Genomic DNA, 23,241 nt, shown 5'->3' on the forward strand with positions numbered 1-23,241 from the left:
TTTCTAGAGATTAAATCCCCCTCGCCTCACCCCCGCCGCATTGCCCGTCTACACTCGAACCATTCCCCTTGAGCCATAACGAGACCGTTATGCCCAGACTGCCGACCGTGCTGTTGCTGTCGCTGCTTGCCTGGACCGCAACGGCTGGTGCGCTGACTCTGACCGATGAGGAACGCGGCTGGCTGACGGCCCATCCGGAATTGCGCCTGGGCGTAGACGCCTCATGGCCACCATTTGAGTTTCGTGACGAGCAGGGTCGCTATCAGGGCCTGGCGGCGGATTACATCAACCTGATCCGTGATCGCCTGGCGATCAAGTTCACCCCCGTGGAGCCCGCCAGTTGGACCGAAGTCCTGGAGCAGATCAAACACGGCAAGCTGGACCTGCTGCCAGGCATCATGTCGACACCCGAACGGCAGGCCTACCTTTCGTTCACCCGTCCTTATCTGGACTTCCCGATCGTCATCCTCGCCCACGTGGGGGGCGCGCAGCCGCATAAAATCGACGACCTGTACGGGTTGAAGATAGCCGTGGTGGAAAACTACGCGCCTCATGAATTGCTGCGTACCCACCACCCGGATCTGAACCTCGTCCCGATGCCCAATGTCAGCTCGACCTTGCAGGCACTGGCGACCGACGAAGTGGATGCCGTGGTGGGCGACCTCGCTTCAAGCGTCTGGAGCCTGCGGCAACTCAAGCTGGAAGGGCTTTACGTCAGTGGTGAAACTCCCTACCGCTACCAACTGGCGATGGCCGTCCCACGCGACAACAAAATGCTCGTGGGCATACTGGATAAAGCCCTGGCAGACATGACCCCCGCCGAAATCAGTGCGATCCAGGAGCGTTGGGTCGGAAACGTTCTTGATCACCGCACCTTCTGGTCCGATCTGCTGCTATACGGCCTGCCGGGGGTGCTGCTGCTGGTCGCGGTGCTGGCAGTGGTGATCCGCATCAACCGTCGTCTGAGTTCGGAGATTTCGCGACGCATCGCCCTCGAACAGGAACTGCGCAGCAGCGAGTACCACTATCGCGGGCTGGTGGAGAGCCTTTCGGCGATTGCCTGGGAGGCGCGCATCAGCGATTTCACGTACAGCTACGTGTCGCCCCACGCCGAGGCCCTGCTCGGCTACCCCCTGTCCCAATGGCTGATTCCAGGCTTCTGGCGCAACATCATCCACCCGGCCGACCTGATCCGCGCCCAGGCATTTTGCGACCATGAGGTCCTGGCCGGACGCGATCACAGCCTCGACTACCGTGTCATCACCGCCGACGGGCGCTGCCTGTGGGTGCGCGATATCGTCAGCCTGATCGAACACGGCCATGAGCCGGTGATGCGCGGCCTGATGATCGACATCAGCGAAACAAAGCACATCGAGGAGGCTCTGCGCCTGTCCGAGCAGAAGTTCGCCTCGGTGTTCCAGCAATGCCCCGACATTCTGGTCATCGCGCGGTTGTCCGATGGATGTTTGCTGGAGGTCAACGAAGCGTTCGAGGAGCAGATCGGCCTGAATGCGCAGGACGTGATCGGCCAAACAGCCACCGAGCTGAACATCTGGGGTATTCCTGACGTCGGCCCCAACCTGCTGCAACGCTTGCAGGCCGGCAGCATTCGTAACCTGGAGATGCCCTTTCGCCGAAACAACGGCCAGGTGTTTACCGGACTGATATCCGCCGAGCCTTTCGACCTGGACACCACCCCGGCGCTGGTGGTGGTCGTGCGCGACATCAGCCCGCTCAAGGAAACCCAGCAACTGCTGCAAACCTCGGAAGAAAAGTTCGCCAAGGCCTTCCACGCCTCCCCGGATGGCTTGCTGCTGTCCCGACAACGCGATGGCCTGCTGCTCGAGATCAACGAGGGGTTCAGTCGCATCACCGGCTTCAATACCGCCATGTCGGTGGACCGCTCCACCTTCGACCTTGGCATCTGGGTCAACCTCAACGAACGCAAGCAAATGCTCGACCTGCTCCAGCGCGACGGTTTCGTGCGGGACTTCAGTTGCCACATTCGGCGCAATGACGGGCAGATCCGCCTCTGCGAAATGTCCAGCCGACCACTGCCCATCGGTGAAGACGACTGCATGCTGACCATTGTGCGCGACATCACCGAGCGGCACCTGATGCAGGAAAAACTGCAACAGGCCGCCACCGTGTTCGAGAGCACTGCAGAAGGCGTCTTGATCACCGACACCCAGCAACACATCAGCGCGGTGAACCGCGCGTTTACCGAGATCACCGGCTACAGCGAAACCGAAGCGTTGGGCCACACACCCCGGTTGCTCGCCTCAGGCCTGCACGACAGCGCCTTCTACGCGGCCATGTGGCATCAACTGACCGCCGAAGGGCATTGGCAAGGCGAGATCTCCAACCGGCGCAAGAACGGCGAGCTGTACCCCAGTTGGCTGACCATCAGCGCTGTGCGCAACCGCGATCGGTTCATCACCCACTTTGTGGCCGTATTCGCAGATATCTCCAGCCTCAAGCATGCCCAGGCCAAGCTCGACTATCAGGCGCACCATGACCCCCTGACCGGCCTGCCCAACCGCAGCCTGTTCGAAAGCCGCCTGCTGGCAGCGCTCAATGCCCAACAGGACAACGGCGGCCAGGGCGCTGTCCTGTTTCTGGACCTGGACCGCTTCAAACACATCAACGACAGCCTCGGCCACCCGGTCGGCGACCTGCTGCTCAAAGGCATCGCCGTGCGCTTGAAAGAACAGCTGCGCGACATCGATACCGTTGCCCGGCTGGGTGGTGACGAGTTCATCATTCTGCTGCCCGGCCTGCAACAACCCAGCGACGCCGAACACATCGCCACCAAACTGCTGCACTGCTTCACCGCGCCGTTCCAGGCCGGTGAGCATGAGTTCTTTATCAGCGCGAGCATTGGCACCAGCCTCTACCCCAAGGACGGCTGCGACGTCGCTACGCTGGTCAAGAATGCCGATGCCGCCATGTACCGCTCCAAGGCCAAGGGCCGCAACCGGGTCGAGAGCTATACCCGCGACCTGACCGCCCAGGCCAGCGAGCGCATTGCCCTGGAGCACGAACTGCGCCGGGCCATCGAGCGCAATGAACTGAGCCTGTTTTATCAACCGAAAATCAGCCTGGTCAGCCATGCACTGGTCGGCGCCGAAGCCTTGATCCGCTGGCATCACCCGACCTTTGGCGACGTACCGCCCGAGCATTTCATCCCGCTGGCCGAAGAAAACGGCATGATCCTGCAAATAGGCGACTGGGTCCTGGAGCAGGCCTGCCAGCAGCTGCATGCCTGGAATCGGCTTTATGACAGTTTTGGTCCGCTCTCGGTCAACCTCGCGGGCGCGCAGTTGCGCCAGCCAAACCTGCTGGGGCGCATTGAACAACTGCTCAGGGACAACCGCCTCGAGCCAGGTTTCCTGCAACTGGAAATCACTGAAAACTTCATCATGAGCCAGGCCGAAGAGGCGCTTGCAGTGCTGCACCAGCTCAAGCACCTGGGCGTGCAACTGGCCATCGACGACTTTGGCACCGGTTACTCGTCCCTGAGCTACCTCAAACGCCTGCCGCTGGACTTCCTGAAAATCGACCAGTCCTTCGTCCGTGGACTGCCCGACGACCCACACGATGCCGCCATCGTCCGCGCGATCATCGCCCTGGGCCGTAGCATGCAATTCACGGTGATCGCCGAGGGCGTCGAAACCCAGGCCCAGCAAATTTTCCTCGCCGCAGAAGGCTGCGAACAGATCCAGGGCTACATCGTCAGCCTACCGCTGCCGGCCGAAGAATTCGCCGCGACCTTCCTTCGTATAACGCTTTCAAACTTTTCGGATAGCACAGCCGAGAAACCGTCGCTATAATCCGCGGCCTACTGAGGGCCTATAGCTCAGTTGGTTAGAGCAGAGGACTCATAATCCTTTGGTCCACGGTTCAAGTCCGTGTGGGCCCACCAATTCGAAAGCCGCGCATTGCGCGGCTTTTTCATGTCCGCGGCAAAAGCAGCCAGGCCAGTTCTGTACCTCCAACGCGCCGAAATCTACACTCAGCGACCTACGCAGATGCGATTTACCAGCCCGCGGCCAGATCAAGCCCACTTGGATGCCTGGATCACACTGCCGCATATCGCACGCCGGAAACGATGGGGAAAGCCTTCGAAACCAGCGCGCATGAGCTACTGAAGCCGTAAAGACCGACGCCGGCAACAATAGGAAGACACTCTACAAGCGCCTTTTCCGCCTCGCAGCGGCTACGTTTGAGATACGCGCAGCACGACACTCCTGCACCGGCGGCCTTATGGTGGAGGAACGTACGTCTCTGTCGATGCGGGCTACACTGATGCTGCCAAACAATCGAAGCATGCGGAACGGGAAACAATCTGGTCGATAGCTGCGCGGCTGAGCAGTTAGCAGGATTACGGCATAAGTAACGAGCCTCCTTGACGGATCAAAATCGTATATGAACCTAATCATCTCATTTGTTAGCATTTTCGCACTCTCCGTATTTGCGGGCTGCGGCTATCAAGACTCTCCCCCGCTTTTTTTCAGCGAAAAAATAGAAAATCCACCCACTGAATTCGCAGATTATAAATATATCGACGAAATCACAGAGTTCGAGAATCACACCATTGAAAGGTTTAAAACTCCACCGCGAGCTACCGTCGAACACAACATCAATAAGGTCACAAACAACGTCATCATTAAAGTCGCAACAGATATTGACGACAGTACCCGCCTGTACGAATCCTACAAACTGGACACCTCTGGAAATATCATTGACAGACATCACTTTACAAGAAGCCTCCTGATAAAGGAAAAAACGGGCAATGAAGAAATGGTTGACGGTGTTTTTCTGGTAAACAAAGAGAAGGCTTACTACTCCACCTGGCCATTCAACGGTGACCATACAAATAAACCGTTTATTCCCGTCAACCAAGCGTTAGCCTGGAGTACAGAACAGGTCGACGCTTACTATAAAGAGGTCGTAAGAAAAAGCGCACGACTGGATAACGTTGACGTTTGGGAAAAGATCAGCGAGCAAGAAAACAAGCGACGAATTCGAAAAATATATTATCTTAACTCAACGGGCGAGTGGTACATCCTGTACGGAAATTCATTAGACTCTGATCATTCTGGCAAAGGCATGTCGAGCATCAATACCTTGTTCACAAACTTCACTGATATTGAACGTGGCTTTGGACGATATATACCGCCAAGCAACATTACGATTCCTTATTTTGAAAAACAAACGCACAGTGAATTCTGCGCCCCAGATCAGGTTGGCTGCCACATGTCTTACCGCTGGGATGGCGTGGGTTACTATCAAGTCACGGTGGGTGAAAGCAGTCTGAAATTTAAAAACAACGGTAGTCTGTCCCGCACTGACTTCAAGGGTAAAACTTTCCCACCGAAAGAGAGCCTACTCGTAAACTTTGCCTATTACACAAATCCAAATTTAAAATATTCTCTATTTTCAGCCAATGACAATCTTTATCTCATCAAGCGAAAACAACCATTTAAATGCATCAATTGGCCATCAATATTATAGTAAGGCCACGCTGAAAAGCCGACCCAGCGCCAGTGACACCATGATCCGGACGCTATATACAAAGACTGTAGACCTTGTCGTATCGCGCCTTTCTCGGCCACACCCAAAATCAGTTAACCCATTCTCATGTTGCTTAAATATGATAGCTTTGAGGCAAAGACATTAAGCACGTTAACCTGTGAAAACCATACAGTGAGCAAGCAATGAAATTTACATCCTTCGTAGTAATTTGCGCATTGAGCCTCCTGACAACGGCTTGCAGCAATATGGTTTATCCTACCCCGATCAAAACGATGGAGCGCACAGGAAGCGCGACCACTTCATCATACGATGATGGTAAAGAAATCATATCGGCGACATGGATGGCAAGTGACTTCTCTACCGAACTTAAAAGTGCATCCTCTGGGGACACCGTGGGGTTCCTCATTAAAACAAGTGGTTATACACCAGGAGAAAAGATTACGATTGTTCTTGATGATAAAAGAACCAATGACGATGGGGGGTAGCTATAATATCGTCAGAAAAATAATAGGCATCGTAGATAAACACGGCGAAGTCAGAGCATCCTTTAAACCCTAGGAAAGCGCTGAAGCGGCTCGCCTCCCACGTTCGCGGCCAATACCGATTCTCGGAAAGATTGGACCAATGAATGATGGCCTTTTGTCGTCAGTTTCTTTATGTATGGGCCCTCATAACGCGAGAACACCATGATGGTGACTTCTCCAGGAACCCGCAAAAACAGGGAAATGACTGATGCTGATTGCGTTTGCAGGGCTGCCCAGCTCCGGAAAATCGTCTACCGCCAAGGCGCTGGCCCGGTTGATGGACGTCGAGGTTCATCTTGAGCCCGAGGAATCCGCCTGGCCTGATCTGGTCAGGGAAAGAGAAACCAGCGGCGCCTTTACCGCGCTGAGCTGGTTCCGAACGGTTCGCGTGCCTCAGCTGTTCAAGGCCGACGCAACCCGAAAGGCCAACAAGACCGCCATTATCGACAGCTATTACGACGTCCTGATCGCCCGCTACCTCGGTGATAGCGCCTTCGAATGGCTGGTTTCTCGTCAGGACCCCTACTTTCCCGCAGCCAAAGCGATGGTGGACGCTGACTGGGAGACGCTCCCTAAAGCTGACGTGATTGTGTTTCTGAATCTGAACGAAGCGACCTGGATTGAGTTCATGAGCAGGCGCGACCGGGACTTTGACCGCAACGCCGAACTCAACAAGCACTTCGAGATGCAGGAAAAGATGCTGCTGGCGTGCAAGGCCGCAGAACAAGCGCATGGCTCAAGCCTGATTGTTGTGAACCAGACCTCTTCGACACCCGAGGACACTGCACGTCGGGTCGCCGCTGCCATCGGGGTCGAGCTATGAACGAATCAGCCGCCCTGACCCTCGCCAAGGCTATCGCCGCTGTCCGCAATGGGGCGCCGGCAAACCCGGTGCTCTCAAGTCCCTTGACCCCGGCGCAATCGGGCAGTGCGTTGCGGCTCAAGCAAGCCGGTGGCCTGACAGTAACCGCAGAGGCCGCGCTGGCGGTCGAGCAGGCAGAAGCCGTCGTCCGGGAGCTGTTCGAACCTGGCACTGAGGCGGCAACGTTCATTGGCCAAACGCCCTCGCCGCAGGTATTCGAACGCGTCGCCTCGCACTGGTTTGATCCGCAGGAATCGAGCGACGACACTGAAATTGCCGCCGGTTACTGGCTAGCCGATGCGTTCATTCGCGGGATCGAAAGCGAGGAGGCGCAACACCTCACACGCTTTCTCGCCGGGGACACACCTCGGACTCACCGACATGCCGTGGTGTCCGCCCGCCGCTACCCGACTGGAGGCATATCGGAGAAACAGGCACTGTTACTGCCACCGCTGATGAGAGCCCTGGCCGGGGACTTCCATTGGTGCTCACCGTTTCTGGTCGCGCCCCGACTGGCCCATACCGGCGGAACCCGCGACAAGCTCTCGGTGATACCGGGCTTTGAAGTGTCCAGTGTCAGCGAGCTGGCACACTGGGAGGGGCTGGACAAACCGGTGCGCTATTTTGCAGCCGATGCCCAACTGTGCCCCCGCGACGCCATGATGTACCGGATCCGGGGAGAAACCGGTACCGTCGCCGACACCGGCCTGATGGCTGCCAGCATCATGTCCAAGCAAATTGCCTTGCCGGCCGACGTGATCATCCTCGACATTCTTCACGGCCCGACAGCGTTTCTGCATACCGCCGATGAAGCGGTGGCTTTCGGGACGTTGTGCGAAGACATTGGCCGCAGCAATGGCATCACCATCGTGGCGCAGTTGCGAGAGTCCCCCAGCCTGCTGGGCCGCTCGATCGGTGCCAGTACCGAAGTCGTGGAAATTGCCGAGCTGTTGTGCGGCAAGACGCCTGACGAGGCGGGTCAGCTGGAGCTGACCACTGCGCTGGGATTCCTGCGTACCTTTGCCCGTCAGCTTGAACTCGACCCGGACGCCGTCACCCAACGCGCTAAACAGGTGATTGCCAGCGGTGAAGCGTTCCAGGCAATGGTGGCGTTGTGGGCAGATCACGGGGCCGAAAGCACGTTCCTGCGCGCCTTCGCCCGCGACCCGCGCCAGGCAATCCTTGGCGATTTGCCCCAGGCGACATTGCGGGCCGAACGCTCAGGCCACCTGACGTGGGACGCCATTGCACTCGCAGATGTTGCGAACAACCAGGTGAACGTCCGGTTGGAGCCGTCCCCTGGTGTACGAGTGGTGGCCGGTGGCGGCATCGAGTTGCTGCACCGCGACGGGGCGCAGGTCAAGCAAGGCGACGCACTGGCGGTAATCTACGGTCAGGCGGCAGGGGTTGCCGTTGGGGCGCTCGCGGGCGCGGCAACGATCGGTTGAGGCTCATCCAGCGTGTAAGGGGTGGCTTCTTTCCATAGTTCGTTGAAATCCTCTATCTGCCGATCAAACATCCAGCCACGGCCCACCTTCAAGGTGATCGCCGTGGTGCTGTTGGCGGTAAATGGATAGGGACCGGTAAACAGCACATCGTCAATCCGATAAATCATCATGGACAGAGGCCGTTTGGTGAGTTTGATCTCTATGTACTTGAGGCCTGAAAGATTCTTGATGAGCGTTCTGTGCGAAGCGAGATACTGGTCGATGTCTTTGTTCTCAGCGGCAGCCATGATCGCGGAAGCCTCTGAGCGGGGATCGACCAGCAGTATTCGCGCCTTAATCGGCTTTTTCGCCTTCACACACGCGATGAAATGCTCTTTGTTCTGCTCACTAAAGGCCCTCAACGTGTAACCTGCGACATCGATTTTCTTGGCGCTAGCGACCAGCACACCGTATTCTTCCACCAAGTCTCGTCGGCGATAAGCGGCCAATATCCCTGTATTGATGAGCTCTGTCATTCTGAGCTGTTCACCATCTTTTACGTAACCTATCCAAAGCGTCGTTATAGAAATCAACGCACCTGCGATGAACGACGTCCCGATAGAGATCCACATTGCATCTTCCTGAGAGGCCAAATAGATGCCTCCAAAGAAAAAGACTGAAAATGCGCCGACGAAGTAAAATTTAGACCTGAAAAACAGGCTAAGAGCATCGGCGTATGAGTATTTATCCGGAGTAGTTTTCAATGGCATCCCTTCCCAATTCCCAGTCTGGTTACTTGATCATCATCGAAGGCGGCGATGGGCTCGGCAAGTCTACCCAATTCGAGATTCTAAAGCGCCGACTCGAGTCGCAAGGTCGGCACATCGTGACCTTCGACTTTCCCAACAAGTCGGGCACGCCCATCGGCAAGTTGATCGGTAACTTCCTGCGCGGGAACTTCGGGCAGGTGACGCCCGAGTTCCTTGGGCTGGCGTTTGCGGCAGATCGGCTGGTGGCACGCCAGAGCATTCGGGACGCACTGGACAACGGTTCGGTGGTGATCTGCGACCGCTTTGTGGCCTCCAACATCGCTTTTCAGGGCGCGAAGATCGAAGACGATCAGCGCCGTAAAGAGTTGGACGAATTGCTGCGCTGGCTGGAATACGACGTGTATGACCTGCCGCGTCCAGACCTGGAAATCGTGCTGTCTTCGGACGACGACTACTATCGCGATGGCCACCACCTTAACCGCGCAGAAGACCCCAACCGGGCCTATGCCGAAGGCGAAGCCGACATTCACGAAGCCTCGTTGGACCTGCAACAGGCCGTAAACCGTTACTTCCGCGAGCTGCCGGATGACCCTGCCTTGGCAAAAATCGCCATCAAGGACAGTAGCGGACGCCGACGCACCGTTGACGAAATGGCCGCCATTGTCTGGGATGCGGTGAACGCTGCAATGCGCTAACCCCACCCCGCCCTGTGAGAAAGCCACGTACTGCGTGGCTTTTTTGTACCTGAAACGCCCCTGGCGGTTGCAAGCATCGCAGCCCGCGAGGCGCTAACATGCTCGACCACTGATGCGTGCCGCCGGAGAAAACCTTGCCTGACACTCGCCCTCCCGTTCTCGATGAAATCGACCGGCAGTTGATCGCCGCGTTGCAGATCAATGCCCGCGAAAGCGTGGCCATGCTCGCCCGGCAACTGGGCATCGCCCGTACCACCGTGACATCGCGCCTGGCACGGCTGGAAAAGGCCCGGGTGATCACCGGTTATGGCGTTCGCCTCGGGCAACGCGTGGTCGACGGCGGTTTGCAGGCCTACGTCGGCATCAAGGTGCAGCCGCGCTCCGGCAAGGAAGTGCTGCGCCGCCTGAGCGCCATGGCCCAGGTTCAGCAGTTGTGTGCCGTGAGCGGCGAGTTCGATTACGTGGCGTGGCTGCGCACCGACTCACCGGAACAGCTCGACCAGTTGCTCGACCAGATCGGCAGTGTGGACGGCGTCGAGAAGACCACCACCTCGATCATCCTCAGCAGCAAGATCGATCGCGGCCAGCCAGTCTGACCAGCGCAATCGTCATATCGTATCAATAGCCTGCAAAACGACGACACATTGCGTCTTATTAACGTGCGCTACGCTCCCTAGAATGACGGCTGTCTTTTTCTATACTCAGCACCCCGTGCGAGTCGCCAGCAAGGTCAGCCATGAACAAGAATAATCGCCATCCTGCAGACGGTAAAAAACCAGTCACCATTTTCGGCCCGGACTTTCCATTCGCCTTCGACGACTGGATCGAGCACCCGGCAGGGCTGGGCAGCATTCCTGCGCACAACCATGGTGCGGAGGTGGCGATTGTCGGCGCGGGTATCGCCGGTCTGGTGGCCGCTTATGAACTGATGAAACTGGGCCTGAAACCGGTCGTCTATGAAGCCTCGAAAATGGGCGGACGCCTGCGTTCCCAAGCCTTTGAAGGCGCCGAAGGGATCATCGCCGAATTGGGCGGCATGCGTTTCCCGGTGTCGTCCACCGCGTTCTATCACTACGTCGACAAGCTCGGCCTTGAGACCAAACCCTTCCCCAACCCGCTGACGCTGGCATCCGGCAGCACCGTGATCGACCTGGAAGGCCAAACCCATTACGCACAGAAACTCGCCGACCTTCCTGCACTGTTCCAGGAAGTGGCCGACGCGTGGGCCGACGCTCTGGAAGACGGTTCGCGCTTCGGCGAGATCCAGCAAGCGATCCGCGACCGCGACGTGCCACGCCTTAAAGAGCTGTGGAACACCCTGGTTCCGCTGTGGGATGACCGGACGTTCTACGACTTCGTCGCCACCTCCAAAGCCTTCGCCAAGCTGTCGTTCCATCACCGCGAAGTGTTTGGCCAGGTCGGTTTCGGCACAGGCGGCTGGGATTCGGACTTCCCGAACTCGATGCTGGAAATCTTCCGTGTGGTGATGACCAACTGCGACGACCACCAACACCTGGTAGTCGGCGGTGTGGAACAAGTGCCGCTGGGCATCTGGCGCCATGTGCCGGAGCGCTGCGCCCACTGGCCGGAAGGCACCAGCCTGAGTTCGCTGCACAACGGCGCGCCGCGGACCGGGGTCAAACGCATCTCGCGTGCCGCCGATGGCCGCTTCAGCGTGACCGACAACTGGGGTGACACCCGCGAATACGCCGCCGTGCTGACCACCTGCCAGAGCTGGTTGCTGACCACGCAGATCGAATGCGAAGAGTCGCTGTTCTCGCAGAAAATGTGGATGGCCCTGGACCGCACGCGCTACATGCAGTCCTCGAAAACCTTCGTGATGGTCGACCGCCCGTTCTGGAAAGACAAAGACCCGGAAACCGGCCGCGACCTGATGAGCATGACGCTCACCGATCGCCTGACCCGTGGCACGTACCTCTTCGACAATGGTGACGACAAACCCGGCGTGATTTGCCTATCGTACTCGTGGATGAGCGACGCGCTGAAAATGCTCCCGCAACCCATCGAAAAACGCGTGAAACTGGCCCTGGATGCCCTGAAAAAGATCTACCCGAAAGTCGACATCGCCGCCCGTATCATCGGCGACCCGATCACTGTGTCGTGGGAAGCCGACCCGCATTTCCTCGGTGCGTTCAAAGGCGCCCTGCCCGGACATTACCGCTACAACCAGCGGATGTATGCGCATTTCATGCAGCAGGACATGCCCAGCGAACAGCGCGGGATCTTTATCGCCGGCGACGACGTTTCATGGACGCCGGCCTGGGTCGAAGGCGCGGTGCAGACTTCGCTCAACGCGGTGTGGGGCATCATGAATCACTTCGGCGGTGAAACTCACGCCGAAAACCCGGGGCCAGGTGATGTATTCCATGAGATCGGGCCGATTGCCCTGCCCGAGTAAGAGGAGTCTGAAATGCGCGTAGCCCTTTACCAATGCCCGCCGCTGCCGCTTGACGTTGCCGGTAACCTGCAACGCCTGCAACAGCTCGCGACAGAAGCCAAGGGCGCCGACCTGCTGGTGTTCCCGGAAATGTTCCTGACCGGCTACAACATCGGCGTCGACGCGGTCAGCGTCCTGGCCGAGGCGCACAACGGTGAATCGGCGCGGCAGATCGCACGCATCGCCAAAATCTCGGGCGTCGCCATTCTGTATGGCTACCCCGAGCGCGCCGAGGACGGGCAGATCTACAACGCCGTGCAGTTGATCGACGCGCAAGGCGAGCGCGTGTGCAACTACCGCAAGACTCACCTGTTCGGCGATCTCGACCACTCGATGTTCAGCGCCGGCCAGGATGAGTTTCCGATTGTGGAGCTCAATGGCTGGAAGCTCGGCTTTTTGATCTGCTATGACCTGGAGTTCCCGGAAAACGCCCGACGCCTGGCCCTGGCCGGTGCCGAGCTGATTCTGGTGCCCACGGCAAACATGATTCCCTACGACTTCATTGCCGACGTGACCGTGCGCTCGCGGGCCTTCGAAAACCAGTGTTACGTGGCCTATGCCAACTATTGCGGGCACGAAGGCGACATCCACTACTGCGGGCAAAGCAGCATTGCCGCACCGGACGGCAGCCGTATCGCCCAGGCAGGTCTGGATGAAGCGTTGATCGCGGGCACGCTGGACCGGCAGTTGATGCAGGACTCCCGGGCCGCCAACCGCTATTTTCTCGACCGTCGCCCCGAACTGTACGATGTACTGAACAAGCGTTGACCCCAGGTTTTCGCTAGCATGAGCGCTTCCTCAGTAGCGGAAGTGCTCATGCCTGCGCCGACCCACCTTCACCCCCACACCGAAACCCTGGCCAACGGCCTGCGGGTTTCGCTTCGTCATGCTCCCGGTTTGAAGCGTTGCGCCGCCACGTTGCGGGTCGCGGCAGGCAGCCACGACGCCCCGTTGGCCTGGCCTGGGCTGGCGCATTTTCTTGAGCACATGCTGTTTCTCGGCACCGAGCGTTTTCCTGCAAGCGAAGGGCTGATGGCCTACGTGCAACGTCACGGTGGGCTGGTGAATGCACAAACCCGTGAACGCGCCACTGACTTCTTCTTCGAACTGCCACCCAAAACCTTCGCCGGTGGGCTGGAGCGCTTGTGCGACATGCTCGCCCACCCGCGCCTGAACACAGACGATCAACTGCGTGAACGCGAAGTGCTGGAGGCGGAGTACCACGCCTGGTCCCTGGATGTGTCGGCGCAGCAACAACAGGCGTTGTTCAATGGACTGGCGCCGAACCACCCGTTGCGGGGTTTTCACGCGGGCAATCGTGCGAGCCTGGCGGTGTCCAACCCTGAGTTCCAAGAAGCACTGTGCGGGTTCTATCAGCGTTTTTATCACACCGGCCAAATGACCTTGAGCCTCGCCGGCCCGCAGCCGATGGATGAACTGCGCAGCCTGGCGCAACGCTTGAGCGCCGACTTCGCCGTTGCGGATCATCAGCCTCAAAGCACGCCGCCAGCATTGATGACGGCCTCGCAAACAACTTATCAACAGGCTGGCGAACGCCGGCTGAACCTGCTGTTTGCGCTTGAAGCCCTGCCGGATTCATCCCCCGAGGCGCTGGATTTTCTGTGCACCTGGCTCAACGCCGCGAAGCCCGGAGGCTTGTTCGCCGAGTTACGCCAGCGCCAGTTGATCGAGAGCCTGAAGGCCGCGCCGCTGTACCAGTTCGCCGGACAAGCGCTGTTGCAGGTCGAGTTCAAACTGAGCGCCAACGCCACCCCACAGGCCGAGATTCTCCGTGAGCTGTTCAACGATTGGCTGGGTTTCTTTGCCGGGCATGCCAAAGGGGCTGAGTTGCGCGAAGAATATGCCTTGCTGCAACAGCGAAAACGCCAGACCAGCAACGCCTTGGCACTGTCCCGGCTGGACAGCGAACAACGGGAACCCCGGCTGTCGGACGCAGGCGTCGTTGCCCTCGGCGTGATCCTGCAACATATCAACCCGACGCCTGTGGATAACGTGAGCGTCGCCTGGCAACTGCCACCGGCCAATCCATTCCTGCACAGCGCTGAAGAACCCGCGCCAGCCGGGCTGATTCGCGGGCAAACCAGCGCCCACCGCGGCTTGCGTACATTCGCTCAGGATCGCACGCGGGGCCGGCGTGAACGCTCGTCCATGCAGTTCAGTTCCGCGCAGGCGAATGCCAATGGCGAAGCGGCACTCTGCCTGCGCTGGCGTCTCGACCCGGCTGCACCGGCCAACGTTCAGCCAACGCTCGCTCGCAGCCTGCAAAGCCTGTGCGACGACGCGCTTCAGGCGGGCGTCGAGCTGTCTTTCAGTGAAACCGGCAACCAATGGTTGCTGAAGATGAGCGGATGGCATGAGCCGATGCCGGCGATTCTTGAACAGGCGTTGCAGTGCCTGGCCAACCCCGCTGCCAAGGCCTGGCTCGACACTGAGGCACCCGAGCCGCTGATTGCAATTCGCCAATTGCTCAAGGCACTCCCCGCGCAGTGTCATGGGCAACCGTCGAACCCGACCGCTCAGCCGGGCACAGCGGATAATCTCCAGCAAATCTGGGCCAGTGCACGCTGGGAAGGCCTGGCTGCCGGCCTGCCTGCCGCCGCTCAAACCGCAATCACTCGCGCCTTGAGCCGCGCGCCCGGCATTCCCGACAGCGAGATGAGCGCACCGACTTCTATTGCCGGTCAACGTCTCTGGTCTGAGCAGCCCTGCGCGGCCAACGAACACGCCTTGTTGCTGTTTTGCCCTACACCCTCTCAGGAACTGGCCGACGAGGCCGCATGGCGAATGTTCGCCCACGTCTGCCAAGCGCCGTTCTACCAACGCCTGCGGGTCGAACTGCAACTGGGCTACGCGGTGTTCAGTGGTGTCCGACAGATCAACGGGCAAACCGGGTTGTTGTTCGGGGTGCAATCGCCGAAGACGCTGGTGAAAGAACTGCTCGATCAGGTGGAGTTGTTCCTCACGCAACTGCCGGATCTGATATCGACGCTCGATGATGAAGCGTTGATCCATCAGCAACAGGCCCTGGCCGAACAGCTGGACGGCAATGCCATGCCGCTTGCCCAAGCCTTTGAAGTGTTGTGGCAGGGCAAACTGGGTGGCCATTCGTCGGATTACCTGCTTGAGCTGCAACAGGCTGTGTTGCGACTGGACCGTACAGCGTTGCTCGACGCGGCAAGGCGCTTGATTCACGCAGAAGGAGGCCGCAGATGCCTGGCCAGCGGTGCTCGCCCGGATGAAACCTGGCAACCGACAGACTGATCTTTACCGGGGCTGTAACGGGCTTTCTTCGGCAGATGTCTCCAATTAGCGGAAACGTTTCAGTAACATAGCCGGCCAAGCACCTGAACATCTCCTGCCGGAGGTGGAGTATATGTATACAGCCCAATCTGAAGGAGCGTTTTTATGACCTGGTCCAAACCTGCCTACACCGACCTGCGTATCGGCTTTGAAGTCACCATGTACTTCGCCAGCCGTTGATTTGTTGCGCAGCACAACGCCTCGGCCCGTCCGGGGCGTTTTTATTTTCAGTTCACGAGTGATGGAGCAGCCATGTTTGTCCAGATTCTAGGTTCCGCCGCCGGCGGCGGGTTTCCGCAGTGGAACTGCAACTGCGTGAACTGCGCAGGTTTTCGCGACGGCAGTCTCCGGGCCAAGGCACGCACGCAATCGTCCATCGCAATTTCCGATGACGGCGTGAACTGGGTGCTGTGCAACGCCTCGCCGGACATCCGCGCGCAACTCCAGAGCTTTGCCCCAATGCAACCTGGCCGGGCCCTGCGTGACACCGGCATCCGCGCGATCATCCTGATGGACAGCCAGATCGACCACACCACCGGCCTGCTGAGCCTGCGCGAAGGTTGCCCGCACCAGGTCTGGTGCACCGACATGGTTCACGAGGACCTGAGCACCGGGTTCCCGCTGTTCACCATGCTCACCCACTGGAACGGCGGGCTGAACTGGAACCGTATCGAACTCGACCAGCGCTTCACCGTCCCGGCCTGCCCGAACCTGCGCTTCACGCCATTACCACTGCGCAGCGCCGCACCGCCCTACTCGCCGCACCGTTTCGACCCGCATCCGGGCGACAACATCGGTCTGATCGTCGAAGACCTGCGCACGGGCGGCAAGCTGTTCTACGCACCGGGGCTGGGCAAGGTCGATGGGCCGTTGCTGGACATCATGGCGAGCAGCGACTGCCTGTTGGTGGACGGCACAATGTGGGACGACGACGAAATGCAGCGCCGTGGCGTCGGCACCCGCACTGGGCGGGAGATGGGGCACCTGGCGCAGAACGGCCCTGGCGGCATGCTTGAAGTGCTGGAACAACTGCCCGATCAGCGCAAAGTGCTTATCCACATCAACAACACCAATCCGATCCTTGATGAAGACTCGGCCGAGCGCGCCGAGCTGGTTCGGCGCAATGTTGAAGTGGCCTACGACGGCATGAGTATTGTGTTGTGACGCAGGGCCCCTTCGCGAGCAGGCTCGCTCCCACATGGACTTCGTAAATATTGAAGATCCAATGTGGGAGCGGGCTTGCTCGCGAAGAGGCCAGTGCAGACACCCGAGAATCCACCGGTTATTCCCCGGAGAACCGAAATGACTGACACACCGCTGTCCCCCGCCGAGTTCGAGCACGCCCTGCGGGCCAAAGGCGCCTACTACCACATCCACCACCCCTATCACGTGGCGATGTACGAAGGCCGGGCGACCCGTGAGCAGATCCAGGGCTGGGTTGCCAACCGCTTCTACTATCAGGTGAACATCCCGCTCAAGGACGCCGCGATTCTGGCCAACTGCCCGGACCGCGAGATTCGCCGCGAGTGGATTCAACGCCTGCTCGACCACGACGGCGCCCCCGGTGAAGACGGCGGCATCGAGGCCTGGTTGCGCCTCGGCCAAGCGGTGGGCCTGGACCCGGATCAACTGCGTTCCCAGGAGCTGGTGTTGCCGGGCGTGCGTTTCGCTGTGGACGCCTACGTCAACTTCGCCCGCCGCGCCAGTTGGCAGGAAGCCGCCAGCAGCTCGCTGACCGAACTGTTCGCCCCGCAAATCCACCAGTCGCGCCTGGACAGCTGGCCGCAACATTACCCATGGATTGACCCGGCCGGTTACGAATATTTCCGCACCCGGCTGGGCCAGGCGCGGCGTGATGTCGAGCACGGTCTGGCGATCACCCTGCAGCACTACACCACCTATGAAGGCCAGCAGCGCATGCTGGAAATTCTCCAGTTCAAACTGGACATCCTTTGGAGCATGCTCGATGCCATGAGCATGGCCTACGAACTGAAGCGCCCGCCCTACCACAGCGTGACCGCGCAACGGGTCTGGCATAAAGGAATCGCGTTATGAGTTTCGACCGCAGCAAAACCCCGACCTGGCGCCCCGGCTACCGCTTCCAGTACGAACCGGCACAAAAAGGCCATGTGCTGCTGTACCCCGAAGGCATGATCAAACTCAATGAAAGCGCCGCGCTGATTGGCAGCCTGATCGACGGCAAACGTGATGTCGCGGCCATCATTGCCGAACTCGATACCCGGTTCCCCGGCGTACCCGAGCTTGGTGACGACATCGAGCAATTCATGGAGGTCGCCCGTGCAGAACACTGGATCGAACTCGGCTGAGGCCTTGGTCATCCCGCCCAAGCCTGAAACCGGCCTGCCGCTATGGCTGCTCGCCGAGCTGACCTACCGCTGCCCGCTGCAATGCCCTTATTGCTCGAACCCGCTGGACTTTGCCGAGCAAGGCAAGGAGCTGAGCACCGAACAGTGGATCAAGGTGTTTCGCGAGGCGCGGGAGATGGGCGCAGCGCAACTGGGGTTTTCCGGTGGCGAGCCGCTGGTGCGCCAGGACCTCGCCGAGCTGATTGGCGAGGCGCGCAAACTGGGCTTCTACACCAACCTGATCACCTCCGGCATCGGCCTGACCGAACAGAAAATCAGCGACTTCAAGCAGGCCGGGCTCGATCACATCCAGATCAGTTTCCAGGCCAGCGACGAACAGGTGAACAATTTGTTGGCCGGCTCGAAAAAAGCCTTCGCGCAGAAGCTCGAAATGGCCCGCGCAGTGAAAGCCCACGGCTACCCGATGGTGCTGAACTTCGTCACCCACCGGCACAACATCGACAAGATCGACCGCATCATCGAGCTGTGCATTGCCCTTGAGGCGGACTTCGTCGAACTCGCCACCTGCCAGTTCTACGGCTGGGCCCAGCTCAACCGTGTCGGTTTGCTGCCGACCCGGGAACAACTGGTGCGCGCCGAACGCATTACCAACGAATACCGCGCCAAGCTGCAAGCCGAAGGGCATCCGTGCAAGCTGATCTTCGTCACCCCGGACTACTACGAAGAACGCCCCAAAGCCTGCATGAACGGCTGGGGCAGTATCTTCCTGACCGTCACACCGGACGGCACCGCCCTGCCGTGCCACGGCGCGCGGCAGATGCCGGTGCAATTCCCGAACGTGCGCGATCACAGCATGCAGCACATCTGGTACGACTCGTTCGGTTTCAACCGCTTTCGCGGTTACGACTGGATGCCCGAACCCTGCCGCTCGTGCGATGAGAAAGAAAAGGACTTCGGCGGCTGCCGTTGCCAGGCGTTCATGCTCACGGGCGACGCCAGCAATGCCGACCCGGTATGCAGCAAATCCGAACATCACGGTGTGATCCTCAAGGCCCGCGAAGAAGCCAGGCACGCCACCCAGACCATCGAACTACTGGCCTTTCGCAATGAACGAAACTCACGCCTCATCGCCAAAGGCTGACCCTTTGAGCGCCCTCAAGGCTGTTGCGGCGGGCATCGACTTCGCAGACTTGCGCGTCGGCCCGCACGGCCTGTTCTGGAACGAATACCGCCCGGATGACGCTGCTTGCCGGATCTGGCACTGGCACGACGGGGCCGCCCGCTGCCTGACGCCGCTCGGGTTCAGTGTGCGCAGTCGGGTCTATGAGTACGGCGGCGGGGCATTCTGCCTGAGCGATGAGGGGGTGGTTTTCGTCAACGAGGCGGATCAGCAGCTGTATCGCCAGTCGCTGTCAGATGAAGAACCTGAAGCGCTGACGTCCAGTGAATGCCGATACGGCGACGTGCAATATGCCGATGGCCGGGTGCTCGCCGTTGAAGAGCAACGCGACCGGCATCGCCTGGTTGCGATTGACCTGGCTGACGGGCAACGGCATCTGCTGGTGGAAGGCGCCGACTTCTATGCCGCGCCCACCTTGAGCCCGGATGCCCGACGCCTGGCCTGGATCGAGTGGAGCCGCCCACATCAGCCCTGGACCTCGACGCGGTTGATGGTTGCCGAGCGCAACGCCGAGGGTGATTTCGGCCTGCCGCGTTGCGTAGCCGGTGACGCGGGTGAAGAGTCCCTGCAACAGCCGCGTTTTGATGACGCCGGTCGCCTGTATTGCCTGACGGACCGCGCAGGATTCTGGCAGCCATGGGTCGAGAGCGAATCGGGTTTACGGGCATTGCCCAGCGCACAGGCCGATCACGCACCCGCACCGTGGCAACTCGGCGGCGCTACCTGGCTGCCGCTGGGTGACGAGGCGTATCTGGCCAGTTGGACGCTGGAAGGCTTCGCACGTTTGGGCCTGCGTACCGGCGCGGCACTTCAGGACCTCACCGGCGAATTCAGCCGTTTTCGCAATCTGGCACTGGATGAGCAATTCGTTTATTGCATCGCCGCATCACCGGTCCGGCCTTCGGCGGTGATTGCCATCGACCGCACCAGCCTTCAGGTCCAGGTACTGGCCGGGGGCACTGCGCTGTTGCCCGTCGAAATGATCAGCCAACCGCAAACCCTGCGTTATCCCAGCGGAGTGGGCGAGGCCCATGGCTTCTTTTATCCGGCCATGACCGATGTCGCCCAACCGCCGCTGGTGGTGTTCATTCATGGCGGGCCAACATCGGCGTGCTACCCGATGCTCGACCCGCGCATCCAGTATTGGGCGCAACGCGGCTTTGCCGTCGCCGACCTCAACTATCGCGGCAGCAGCGGTTATGGCCGGGCCTATCGACAAGCGCTGCACCTGAACTGGGGCCACGTGGACGTCGAGGACGCCTGCGCGGTAGTCGCCTACCTCGCCGGACAAGGCCTGATCAACGGCGATCACGCGTTCATTCGCGGCGGCAGTGCAGGCGGCTACACCACGCTGTGCGCGCTGGCCTTTCACGATGTCTTCAGTGCCGGGACCAGCCTCTATGGCGTCAGCGATCCGGTTGCCCTGGGCCGCGTCACGCACAAGTTCGAAGGCGACTACCTGGATTGGCTGATCGGCGACCCTGAGCGGGACGCCGAGCGCTACCACGCCCGTACGCCCCTGTTGCATGCCGACAACATCCGCGTGCCGGTGATCTTCTTCCAGGGCGAACTCGACGCCGTGGTGGTGCCGCAACAGACCCGCGACATGGTCGAAGCGCTAAAGGCCAATCATATTCCGGTTCAGGCCCACTACTACGCCGACGAACGCCACGGTTTTCGCAAGGCCGGCAATCAGGCCCACGCACTGGAACAGGAATGGTTGTTTTACGAAAGCCTGATGAACCGCTGATCAGCGCTTGGCGATGATGTACACCGCGTGCACGATCCCCGGGATGTAACCGCACAAGGTCAGCAGAATATTCAGCCAGAACGCGCCGCCGAATCCCACTTGCAGGAACACCCCCAGTGGCGGCAACAGAATGGCGATGATAATACGAATGAAATCCATAGGGTCTGCTCCGGATCGGGGTTGGCTCGGGAGAGCCACACCCTCAGTCGACCCGTGGCGGGCGTGAGGGTTCAGTGCAATTACGAGCACAAACCTTGCGTCATCTTCTAGCCAAACCCCTCTCATCGACAAAAAAACGCCCCCTGCCAAAAAAATCAGACAGGAGGCGATGCGTTATACCGCGAGACGGTTCGGGAATTTGAGAGGTGGCGGTCGGTTCAGACCGCGATGCCTTTACGACACTGGAACTGGGCGGTGCGTACCCGGGAAAAGGCCCGGGTCAGGCGCAGGAGCATTTCGTCGATGTTGGCTTTGCTGACCGTCAGCGCCGGAGTGAAGCGCAGGCAATTGGCTTGTGGAGCGTTCAGCAGTAAACCTTCGTACAGTGCAGCTTTCACTACCGCGTCAGCCGAGTCGTCGCTCAGCGTCAGCCCCCAGAGCAAGCCCTGTCCGCGTAACTCGCCGTGGCCGTAACGGTTGGCCAGCCGAGCCAAGCCTTCGCGCAGGTGTTGAGCACTTTCGCGAACGTGTTCGAGAAAGCCGTGATCAAGCACGCTATCGAGTACCGCCAGCCCGGCGGCGCTCATCAGTGCGTTTCCGTGATGGGTGCCGTGCAGCTCGCCCGGTGCGAAACAACACGCCGAGCCCCGCGCCAGCAACGCCGCCACCGGCACCCCGCCACCCAGCCCTTTGCCCAGCACGGTGATGTCGGCACGCACGCCATAGGTTTGCTCGGCCAACAAGGTGCCGCAACGTCCGACACCGGTTTGCACTTCGTCGAGGATCAACAGGATGCCCAGCTCACGGCACAACCGTTCAACACCCTTGAGATAATGCTCGGTGGCGGGAATCACCCCGGCCTCGCTCTGGATCGGCTCGAGCATGATCGCCACCGTCCGGGCATCAACGGCAGCGTGCAGGGCCGGCAAGTCATTGAACGGGATACGGCTGAAGCCGGGGAGCTGCGGTTCAAAGCGATTGCTCTGACAGTCCGAGGCAGACATCGCCGCAAACCCGTGGCCATGGCAACTGCCACTGGCGGTGATGATTCGCGATGCTCCGCCGCGATGCAGCTGACCCCACTTGCGCGCCAGTTTGATCGCCGCCTCACAGGCTTCGGTGCCGCTGTTGAGCAGGTACGCCTGATCGCTGCCGGTACTCTGGCACAACCGTTCGGCAAGGGTGAGCTGTGCACGGTTGTGCAAGCCAAACCCCGGATTGATCAACGCCTGCGCTTGGGCACTGATGGCGTTGACCAGCGCCGAAGGGCTGTGGCCGAGGCTGTTGGCTGCACCACCCTGTGTGAAATCGAGGTAGGCACGGTCGTCGCTGTCCCACAGCCAGGAACCCTGGCCGCGTACGAAAGTTTGCTGCGGACGCTCGACGCTGGGCATCAAGCACTCGTGGTTCGGGTTATCGCACCGGACAGGCACAGGCTCCACCGTCAGATCATCCAGACTCGGCTGAGGACGGCGCAGGTTGAACAGATTCATGCGCGCAAGCCCTCCAGCGGCAGACCCAGCAAACGTGCGGACCAGTCCTCGACGCGCCCGCTGCGCATGCGTTTGATCGCGATATCACGCCAGCGCGAAGAGAGCGCCGGGCAGTCCACCAGTTTTTTCAAGCCTGCATGCTCCAGCGGTTCGCGATAAAAGCTGCGCAAGGCCCAGGCCACGGTGAGGCCGGGGTAACTGCGCTGAATCAGTTCGAACGGTTGATCGGCGCTGACAAAACCGGGTTTGAGCACACGGTAGAACCAGCCACAGCGGCCAGTGTCCTGCGCCAGTTGTGGCAGGATCGGTACGCCCCAGCGATGGCTCAGGCGATAGCACGGCGAACGCGGCTGGCTGACCTGCAACAAAGCGCCACCCCAGCGAAACATGTCGCCCAGGCATACGTGTTCTTCAGTCAGGCCGTGAGTGGAGAGGTTTTCACCGAAGGCCGGTGCGCTCCAGTCGATCTGTGGATAACGTTTGCTCCAGTAGGCGTAGTGCTCGGCGGGGTAATGATGCAGGGCGCGTTCGGGGCCGGTATGAAAGCGCGGATCGCCGTGCTCATCGCTGCCCAGGCCTTGTGGCCACAACCAGAGCCGATTGGCAATTCGCTGTTTGTCGATGTCGCTGATCAAACCCTGCCCGAGGTTTTTTGCCTTACCTATGTAAACACCATCGACGTAAACGGTATTCATCGCGCTCTCTGGCCCTGTAAGCCTTGTGAATGCGGTTAGACT

Annotated in this window: 20 protein-coding genes, 1 tRNA gene and 1 pseudogene; 18 read left to right on the forward strand and 4 right to left on the reverse strand. The window is 59.8% G+C overall.

Translation table 11 applies throughout. The features are described from left to right. Positions 1-89: 89 nt before the first annotated feature. The 7 genes and pseudogenes from AC1Z1G_RS24555 (at position 90) to AC1Z1G_RS24585 (ending at position 8,372) form a co-directional block, all read left to right on the forward strand. Entirely contained in the window at positions 90-3,833 is a 3,744-nt protein-coding gene (locus AC1Z1G_RS24555; RefSeq protein ID WP_483622915.1) for an EAL domain-containing protein, read from the forward strand. Positions 3,834-3,848: 15 nt separating this feature from the next. After that, positions 3,849-3,925: transfer RNA gene (locus AC1Z1G_RS24560), tRNA-Ile, on the forward strand. Between the two features lie 340 nt (positions 3,926-4,265). Next, positions 4,266-4,376: pseudogene (locus AC1Z1G_RS24565) on the forward strand (IS5/IS1182 family transposase); the annotation flags it as partial. Between the two features lie 52 nt (positions 4,377-4,428). Next, positions 4,429-5,517, forward strand: a complete 1,089-nt coding sequence (locus tag AC1Z1G_RS24570; RefSeq protein ID WP_483622917.1) for a hypothetical protein — start codon at positions 4,429-4,431, stop codon at positions 5,515-5,517. A 203-nt stretch (positions 5,518-5,720) separates the two neighbouring features. Further along, positions 5,721-6,023: a hypothetical protein gene (locus tag AC1Z1G_RS24575; protein ID WP_483622919.1), complete on the forward strand. Its 303-nt coding sequence runs from the start codon at positions 5,721-5,723 to the stop codon at positions 6,021-6,023. A gap of 247 nt (positions 6,024-6,270) precedes the next feature. Next, positions 6,271-6,885, forward strand: a complete 615-nt coding sequence (locus AC1Z1G_RS24580) for a DEAD/DEAH box helicase family protein (RefSeq protein ID WP_483622920.1) — start codon at positions 6,271-6,273, stop codon at positions 6,883-6,885. Continuing rightward, positions 6,882-8,372 (forward strand): hypothetical protein, encoded by a 1,491-nt coding sequence (locus AC1Z1G_RS24585; RefSeq protein WP_483622922.1) that lies wholly within the window; start codon positions 6,882-6,884, stop codon positions 8,370-8,372. Before AC1Z1G_RS24580 ends, AC1Z1G_RS24585 begins: the two co-directional genes overlap by 4 nt. On the opposite strand, the gene AC1Z1G_RS24590 is transcribed toward AC1Z1G_RS24585, so the two are convergent. Continuing rightward, positions 8,318-9,121 (reverse strand): hypothetical protein, encoded by an 804-nt coding sequence (locus AC1Z1G_RS24590; RefSeq protein WP_483622924.1) that lies wholly within the window; start codon positions 9,119-9,121, stop codon positions 8,318-8,320. The genes AC1Z1G_RS24585 and AC1Z1G_RS24590 overlap by 55 nt on opposite strands. On the opposite strand from AC1Z1G_RS24590, the gene AC1Z1G_RS24595 reads away from it, so the two are divergent. The 11 genes from AC1Z1G_RS24595 to AC1Z1G_RS24645 all read left to right on the forward strand — a co-directional run bounded on the left by AC1Z1G_RS24595 (position 9,115) and on the right by AC1Z1G_RS24645 (position 20,852). Continuing rightward, the gene (locus AC1Z1G_RS24595; protein ID WP_483622925.1) at positions 9,115-9,816 is read left to right on the forward strand and encodes a dTMP kinase; all 702 of its coding nucleotides are present in this window, start codon (positions 9,115-9,117) and stop codon (positions 9,814-9,816) included. The two genes, AC1Z1G_RS24590 and AC1Z1G_RS24595, sit on opposite strands and share 7 nt — an antisense overlap. A 134-nt stretch (positions 9,817-9,950) precedes the next feature. Further along, complete coding sequence (locus AC1Z1G_RS24600) at positions 9,951-10,412, forward strand: Lrp/AsnC family transcriptional regulator (RefSeq protein WP_150708514.1); 462 nt, start codon at positions 9,951-9,953, stop codon at positions 10,410-10,412. A gap of 140 nt (positions 10,413-10,552) precedes the next feature. Beyond that, the gene (locus AC1Z1G_RS24605; RefSeq protein ID WP_483622927.1) at positions 10,553-12,235 is read left to right on the forward strand and encodes a flavin monoamine oxidase family protein; all 1,683 of its coding nucleotides are present in this window, start codon (positions 10,553-10,555) and stop codon (positions 12,233-12,235) included. A 12-nt stretch (positions 12,236-12,247) separates the two neighbouring features. Next, entirely contained in the window at positions 12,248-13,042 is a 795-nt protein-coding gene (locus AC1Z1G_RS24610) for a carbon-nitrogen hydrolase family protein (RefSeq protein ID WP_483622929.1), read from the forward strand. Between the two features lie 48 nt (positions 13,043-13,090). Next, a complete protein-coding gene (pqqF, locus tag AC1Z1G_RS24615) occupies positions 13,091-15,556 on the forward strand; it encodes a pyrroloquinoline quinone biosynthesis protein PqqF (protein WP_483627983.1) in 2,466 nt (821 codons plus the stop codon). A gap of 144 nt (positions 15,557-15,700) precedes the next feature. Continuing rightward, positions 15,701-15,775, forward strand: a complete 75-nt coding sequence (gene pqqA / locus AC1Z1G_RS24620; protein ID WP_003194766.1) for a pyrroloquinoline quinone precursor peptide PqqA — start codon at positions 15,701-15,703, stop codon at positions 15,773-15,775. Positions 15,776-15,847: 72 nt separating this feature from the next. Then, positions 15,848-16,759, forward strand: coding sequence for a pyrroloquinoline quinone biosynthesis protein PqqB (gene pqqB, locus AC1Z1G_RS24625; RefSeq protein WP_483622931.1), 912 nt, complete (start codon positions 15,848-15,850; stop codon positions 16,757-16,759). A 138-nt stretch (positions 16,760-16,897) separates the two neighbouring features. Continuing rightward, entirely contained in the window at positions 16,898-17,650 is a 753-nt protein-coding gene (gene pqqC / locus AC1Z1G_RS24630) for a pyrroloquinoline-quinone synthase PqqC (RefSeq protein ID WP_483622933.1), read from the forward strand. After that, on the forward strand, positions 17,647-17,922 hold the full coding sequence (pqqD, locus tag AC1Z1G_RS24635; protein ID WP_483622935.1) for a pyrroloquinoline quinone biosynthesis peptide chaperone PqqD: 276 nt from the start codon (positions 17,647-17,649) through the stop codon (positions 17,920-17,922). The genes pqqC and pqqD overlap by 4 nt, the downstream gene beginning before the upstream one ends. Then, positions 17,894-19,063, forward strand: a complete 1,170-nt coding sequence (gene pqqE, locus AC1Z1G_RS24640) for a pyrroloquinoline quinone biosynthesis protein PqqE (RefSeq protein ID WP_483622937.1) — start codon at positions 17,894-17,896, stop codon at positions 19,061-19,063. The genes pqqD and pqqE overlap by 29 nt, the downstream gene beginning before the upstream one ends. Beyond that, complete coding sequence (locus AC1Z1G_RS24645; protein ID WP_483622939.1) at positions 19,029-20,852, forward strand: S9 family peptidase; 1,824 nt, start codon at positions 19,029-19,031, stop codon at positions 20,850-20,852. Before pqqE ends, AC1Z1G_RS24645 begins: the two co-directional genes overlap by 35 nt. Here the strand turns inward: AC1Z1G_RS24645 and AC1Z1G_RS24650 are convergent, their stop codons facing one another. The 3 genes from AC1Z1G_RS24650 to AC1Z1G_RS24660 all read right to left on the reverse strand — a co-directional run bounded on the left by AC1Z1G_RS24650 (position 20,853) and on the right by AC1Z1G_RS24660 (position 23,199). After that, a complete protein-coding gene (locus AC1Z1G_RS24650) occupies positions 20,853-21,011 on the reverse strand; it encodes a YqaE/Pmp3 family membrane protein (RefSeq protein ID WP_003228885.1) in 159 nt (52 codons plus the stop codon). 218 nt (positions 21,012-21,229) lie between these two features. Beyond that, positions 21,230-22,504, reverse strand: a complete 1,275-nt coding sequence (locus AC1Z1G_RS24655) for an aspartate aminotransferase family protein (RefSeq protein ID WP_483622941.1) — start codon at positions 22,502-22,504, stop codon at positions 21,230-21,232. Next, the gene (locus tag AC1Z1G_RS24660; RefSeq protein WP_483622943.1) at positions 22,501-23,199 is read right to left on the reverse strand and encodes an MOSC domain-containing protein; all 699 of its coding nucleotides are present in this window, start codon (positions 23,197-23,199) and stop codon (positions 22,501-22,503) included. Before AC1Z1G_RS24660 ends, AC1Z1G_RS24655 begins: the two co-directional genes overlap by 4 nt. Between the last annotated feature and the right edge of the window lie 42 nt (positions 23,200-23,241).

This window comes from Pseudomonas sp. JL27(2026) (assembly GCF_056933555.1).